Consider the following 6,169-nt stretch of genomic DNA (forward strand, 5'->3'; position numbering starts at 1 on the left):
GGTTAAAAAAAGCTCACCCCTCAAAAAAATAAGGTGGGCCGCAACCCACCCTACTAAGATTATTTAGCAGTCACCAACTGTGCCGGCAGCCGCTTAAACGCCAACCTTTCATTCTCGATATCCACAAAAATCGTATCGCCATCAGCAAAATCTCCCCGCAAAATACCCTTCGCCATTTGCGTTTCCAACTCCCGCTGAATTCCCCGCTTCAAAGGCCGCGCACCGTAAACCGGATCGTAACCAATTTCTGCTAAAAAGTCGATCGCAGATTCCGACAGCTTCAGAGACATCTTGCGTTCAGCTAACCGTTTTTCCAAGCGCTTGACTTGCAACTGCACGATTTGTCGCAGTTCCGTCTTACTCAAACCGTGGAAGATAATCATCTCATCAATCCGGTTCAGGAATTCCGGGCGGAAAGTTCCCCGCATCGCTTCCATCACCCGACTCCGCATTTGTTCGTTATCTCCCGCCACATCTAAGATGTATTGAGAGCCGACATTCGAGGTCATAATAATCACAGAATTCTTAAAGTCTACTGTGTGACCTTGAGCATCCGTAACGCGGCCGTCATCCAGAATTTGCAGCATGATGTTGAATACATCCGGGTGCGCCTTCTCGATTTCATCGAATAGAATCACCGAGTAAGGACGGCGCCGCACAGCCTCAGTTAATTGTCCGCCTTCATCGTAGCCGACGTATCCCGGAGGCGCACCAATTAACCGCGAAACCGCGTGTTTTTCCATGTATTCCGACATATCAATTCGCACGATCGCTTCTTCCGTGTCGAACAGATAAGACGCTAATGCTTTGGCTAATTCGGTTTTGCCAACACCCGTGGGGCCGAGGAAGATAAAACTCGCAACCGGACGATTGGGATCGGCTAAACCTGCGCGCGATCGCTGAATTGCATCGGCAACAGCCGTCACCGCTTCATCCTGTCCGATTACCCGCTTGTGCAGTTCATCTTCCAAGTGCAGAAGTTTCTGCATTTCCGATTCAACTAACTTGCTGATCGGAATTCCCGTCCACTTGGAAATAATCTCAGCAATGTCACCTTCTGTAACTTCTTCCCGCAGCAAACTTTTACCTGTGGTTTGAGTTGCTGACAGTTGAGATTCAGCTTCTTGCAGTTGTTTTTGCAATTCAGTTAACTTGCTATATTTCAACTCAGCAGCGCGGTTCAGGTCATATTTTAATTCAGCTTGCTGAATTTCAATATTCACCTTATCAATCTGTTCTTTAATCTTTTGAATGCTGCCAATGACACCTTTTTCCGATTGCCACTGAGCATTCAAACCGTTTTGCTGTTCCTTGAGGTTGGCTAAGTCTTTTTCCAGTCTTTCTAAGCGTTCGATTGAAGCAGAGTTACTTTCTTTTTGCAGCGACAGTCTTTCCATTTCTAGCTGCAAAATCCTGCGGTCGATTTCGTCTAGTTCTTCCGGCTTGGAGGTAATTTCCATTTTGAGTTTAGCGGCTGCTTCGTCCACTAAGTCAATCGCTTTGTCTGGAAGGAAGCGATCGCTAATATATCGAGTAGACAAAGTAGCCGCCGCCACTAGGGCGCTGTCAGAAATTTTCACGCCGTGGTGAACTTCGTAACGTTCTTTCAAGCCCCGCAAAATCGAGACAGTATCTTCAACAGTCGGTTGGTCAACATAAACTTGCTGAAAACGGCGTTCTAGGGCTGCATCTTTTTCGAGGTACTTGCGGTATTCATCGAGAGTTGTAGCACCGATACAGCGCAATTCTCCCCTTGCTAACATCGGTTTTAGCAAGTTGCCGGCATCCATCGATCCTTGAGTTGCGCCAGCACCGACAACAGTATGAATTTCATCGATAAATAAGATGACTTTGCCGTTGCTGTCGGTCACTTCTTTGAGTACCGCTTTCAAGCGTTCTTCAAATTCTCCCCGGAATTTAGCCCCGGCAATTAAAGCGCCCATATCTAGGCTAATTAATTGTCGGTCTTTGAGAGATTGGGGGACATCTCCGGTGATAATTCGCTGGGCGAGTCCTTCGGCGATCGCAGTTTTTCCGACTCCCGGTTCCCCAATCAATACCGGGTTATTTTTGGTGCGACGGCTCAAAATTTGAATCGTGCGACGGATTTCGTCATCCCGTCCGATTACCGGATCGAGTTTGCCTTGACGCGCAGCTTCTGTCAAATCTCGGCCGTATTTTTCCAGCGCTTCGTATTTCCCTTCTGGATTTTGATCGGTCACTTTGTTGTTCCCCCGGACTTGGGTAATAATATCTTTGAGCTTAGCTTCAGATAGTTTAAATTCTTGTAGTAGATTTTTTCCGAAACGATCGTCCTTAACGTAACCTAGTATCAAATGCTCGATCGAAATAAATTCATCGCCGTACTCTTTGCGATAAGTTTCGGCGCGATCGAGCAAAGTGTCGAGAGAACGACCGAGATAAACGTTGCCCCCGCTTCCAGAGATTTTCGGCTGGCGGCTGATAAACTCATCAGTGCGATCGCGCAATTTTGCTACAGAAACTCCAGCTTTGTTAAATAAGCTGCTAGCGAGTCCCGATTCTTGTTCCAGCAAAGCTTTCATCAAGTGTTCGCTTTCTAGCTGCTGCTGCTGAGCTGCTTTGACGAGTTCGGGGGTGCGGGCGAGGGCTTCCCAGGCTTTTTCGGTAAATTGGTTTGGATTATTCGGTTGCATAAATTTTAATTCCCTGCATTAAAAATGATGGCTGCTGTAGAGGCAATTGCTCGATCGCCCGTACAATTGTCATTGTAGGGAGTTGCGGAGAGGGGGCGGATCGGTGTTCCCCTATCTTGAGATAGGTATTTCCGTCCTGTGTAGCAGTCTCTCGCAAGGAAAAGCAAACTGCCGCGCCTAAAAGTTGGACTCTTGGATAAGACTGAGATGTTGCACCATTGTCAATAAGCTTTTATGAACAGGCTTTTCGGCCTGTTCCACAAGAAAATTCACTCTTTGTGGAACAGGCCGAAAAGCCTGTTCCACAAAGAGTGCAAGATGTGAGATAAGACCAACTCTCACATTAAAAATGCTTTCTAGTGCCACTTGAAAAAACTGCACATTCTTACACAGTCTCCTGCTGCGGAAAATGGAGAAACACTCATGTAAATAGGAGAGAGGACTTGAGAAGCGTCACAGTCCTATAGCTAAACCCGAAGCGTTATTGTTTTACTCATCAATAACAGCCGCTATAACTCTCACAACTGGAAAATATAGCTATGAAAATTTTACCTTTAATTTCGTTAGGTATTATAGCAAGTACCGCGATCGCACTAGCCCCTGAAGCTTTGGCAAGTACCTGGCGTGCCGCACACCGGATGTCTGGTTTTTCCGCCGACAGCAATTACTACTTGTATCTAGAAAGTTCCAGAGATACAGGAGCGGGAATTCCCAAAGCAGAATTGCAAATTGTCCAAGTTGCTGCAAATTCCTGCATCAGAAATGGGTGTATCGAAACTAAATATGGCGAACCCGACTCCAATAAAAGCACTAAAATGGCAGAAGATGACTTGCTTAAAAAAAGTTGGAATAGCAGGCAAAATTTGAAGTTAACTCCTCCTCAAGCTGGAACTAAACTGAACATTATTTCTCGTACTCCCGGAGCCAATGGAAGCGAGACAGTCGCCGTCAAAGTCAATACAGCAAAGCCTTTACAGATTCGCCTGGAACAGCGGCAAAAAAATGCTTCTGCTGGCAGAGAAAGCGCGGCCATGCGTCTTGTAATTAATCATAACGGTCGGCAGCGTGTCCTCGGAACGCTGAACAATTTTCAAGATTGGGTGTTCTCTTATTCAATCCGAGAAGTTCGTTTGTCTCCGAACGGGCGCAATGTAGTTGTGCTGGTGGACAAGACAGAACGCACTTTTGAAGGAGTCTTGAAAACTACTGTTGTACAAGGCTTTGTTCTTTAGGCTTGCTATATTCCCAGGTTTTAACCTGGGAATTATCAAAACTTACGCAGAACCCCTATATAGCAATCCTCGCATCATTTGTGAATTTCTTACTCCCTCCCCTTGGGTTCGAGGAGGGCTGGGGTGGGGTAAAAATTTACGACTCCTGCAAGGATTGCTATTTTACTATCTCTAGACCGAGATGAAATCTTCAGAACCAATGAGATTGGGAGCAACACCTATCAAAGAAGCTAAAACTTCACCGCTGCTGGCTACTGTAATTAATGTGCCGTCAGTTCCCGGCGAAATTGATAGCTGTCCGAAGGTCAAGCCATTGATTAATTGCACGGTATCTTGAGAGTTGGCGAAACCCACAATTGTATCAACTCCCAATCCGGCACCTAAAACAAAGACATCATTGCCCGCGCCACCAACGAGAATATCGTTTCCCAAACCGCCGTTGAGGGTGTCAAAACCTTTGCCACCAGACAGGTAGTCGTTGCCACCCCCGCCAGTGAAGATATCGTTACCCCGCAAACCGTTGATGATATCGTTGCCGTTGGTGCCAGTCAGGATGTCATTACCTAGAGTGCCGTTGATATTGTTATCAGGAGGGTTATTGCCTGGAGTATTGCCGATGTCAGAAACAAAAACATCGATGTTATTGTTAGTATCTCCCGGTACGAGGTTAGTGGCATCAGATGAAAACGCTACTCTCCCCCCATCTGCAGAGATGGAGGCCTCGAAGGACAGGCTGTTCCCCTGATTGCCTGCTGAGTCAACAGAAACGCGGGTGGTGGTGTTGGCTAGCGTGTCGCGCACGAAGATGTCGCTTCTATTGTTAGTGTCCCCCGGCACGAGGTTGGAGGCACTAGAATGAAACGCCACAAACCGCCCGTCGGTTGAGATGGAAGCGCTGTTGGAGTTACTGTTCCCCTCATTTCCTGCTGAGTTCGTAGAGACGCGGGTGGTGGTATTCCTCAACAAGTCCCGCACGAAGATGTCGATGTTATTGTCAGTGTCCCCCGGCACGAAGTTTGTGGCAAAAGAGGAAAATGCCACAAACCGCCCGTCGGCTGAGAGGGAGGGGTTGTAGGACTCCCCGTTCGCCTGATTGCCTGCTGAGTTCGTAGAGACGCGGGTGGTGGTATTTGTCAACAAGTCCCGCACGAAGATGTCGTTTGTATTGTTAGTATCCCCCGGCACTAGGTTTGTGGCAAGAGAGGAAAATGCCACAAACCGCCCGTCGGCTGAGAGGGAGGAGCCGTAGGACTCCCTGTTCGCCTGATTGCCTGCTGAGTCAACAGAGACGCGGGTGGTGGTATTCGTCAACAAGTCTCGCACGAAGATGTCGGCTGTATTGTTAGTGTCCCCCGGCACTAGGTTGGAGGCGTCAGAAAAAAACACCACAAATCGCCCGTCGGGGGTGATGGAGCCGCCTCCGGAGGCATTGTTCGTCACCTGATTGCCTGCTGAGTCCACAGAGACGCGGGTGGTGGTATTCGTCAACAAGTCCCGTAAGAAGAAGTCGTTTGTATTGTTAGTGTCTCCCGGCACAAGGTTTGTGGCAAGAGACCAAAATGCCACAAACCTCCCGTCGGCTGAGATGGAGGGGCTGTAGGAGTCGCCGAGAGTCTGATTGCCTGCTGAGTCAACAGAGACACGGGTGGTGGTATTGGCTAGCGTGTCCCGCACAAACACATCCTCGCTAGCGTTAGTGTCCCCCGGCACGAGGTTGGATGCTGGAGATTCAAACGCCACAAACCGCCCGTCGGGCGAAATGGAAGCAGAGGAAAAGGTGCCCAATGGCCCTCGATTGCCCTGATTGCCTGCTGAGTCAACTGAAACGCGAGTAATATTCATAAGCCCTGATATTTCAATAGTCCGAACTGTTTTTATTTCGTAGTCTGAAACGCTCGATTTTCCGTTGGTAGCTCGATCGCCTTGGAGCCTTGAAACCCTTATTCTACGGCTGGTAATCAAAAACTGTCCGAAGTATTGATATTTAAGAGTACAACTTTGGAGATGGGTTTTGCGATCGCACGGCAATTTGGGCTATTTACACTTTATGCCCTAACCGCTTTGGCGGTTGCTATATCAATAGATTTTAAAATTTCCCTCTTCCTTCCTCCCTCTTTCTTTTTCCTTGAATATCTGCCTCCTGACAATTGACAAATGCTCAATAATTAATCCGTGTATCCGTGTCAACCCACATTCCGCAGGTCTTTAAATAGAATTGATGGTTATAAAATTTAAAAATTCAAGCCTGAAGAGATTACTGGG

Annotated in this window: 3 protein-coding genes; 1 reads left to right on the forward strand and 2 read right to left on the reverse strand. The window is 47.6% G+C overall.

The window, feature by feature from the left end; translation table 11 throughout:
- Nucleotides 1-59: 59 nt before the first annotated feature.
- Nucleotides 60-2,675 carry an ATP-dependent chaperone ClpB gene (gene clpB / locus QUB08_RS27110; protein ID WP_333228764.1) on the reverse strand — a complete coding sequence of 872 codons (2,616 nt, stop codon included), beginning with the start codon at nucleotides 2,673-2,675 and terminating at the stop codon, nucleotides 60-62.
- Nucleotides 2,676-3,214: 539 nt separating this feature from the next.
- On the opposite strand from clpB, the gene QUB08_RS27115 reads away from it, so the two are divergent.
- Nucleotides 3,215-3,907 (forward strand): DUF2259 domain-containing protein, encoded by a 693-nt coding sequence (locus QUB08_RS27115; RefSeq protein ID WP_333228766.1) that lies wholly within the window; start codon nucleotides 3,215-3,217, stop codon nucleotides 3,905-3,907.
- A 171-nt stretch (nucleotides 3,908-4,078) separates the two neighbouring features.
- On the opposite strand, the gene QUB08_RS27120 is transcribed toward QUB08_RS27115, so the two are convergent.
- The gene (locus QUB08_RS27120; protein ID WP_333228768.1) at nucleotides 4,079-5,749 is read right to left on the reverse strand and encodes a calcium-binding protein; all 1,671 of its coding nucleotides are present in this window, start codon (nucleotides 5,747-5,749) and stop codon (nucleotides 4,079-4,081) included.
- Nucleotides 5,750-6,169: the final 420 nt, after the last annotated feature.

Origin of the sequence: Microcoleus sp. BR0-C5 (assembly GCF_036705045.1) — a bacterium.
GTDB lineage: Bacteria > Cyanobacteriota > Cyanobacteriia > Cyanobacteriales > Microcoleaceae > Microcoleus.

Coding starts and splice junctions, on each gene's coding strand:
- QUB08_RS27120 (WP_333228768.1), bottom strand. CDS start 5,749: ATGAATATTACTCGCGTTTCAGTTGACTCAGCAGGCAATCAGGGCAAT.
- clpB (WP_333228764.1), bottom strand. CDS start 2,675: ATGCAACCGAATAATCCAAACCAATTTACCGAAAAAGCCTGGGAAGCC.
- QUB08_RS27115 (WP_333228766.1), top strand. CDS start 3,215: ATGAAAATTTTACCTTTAATTTCGTTAGGTATTATAGCAAGTACCGCG.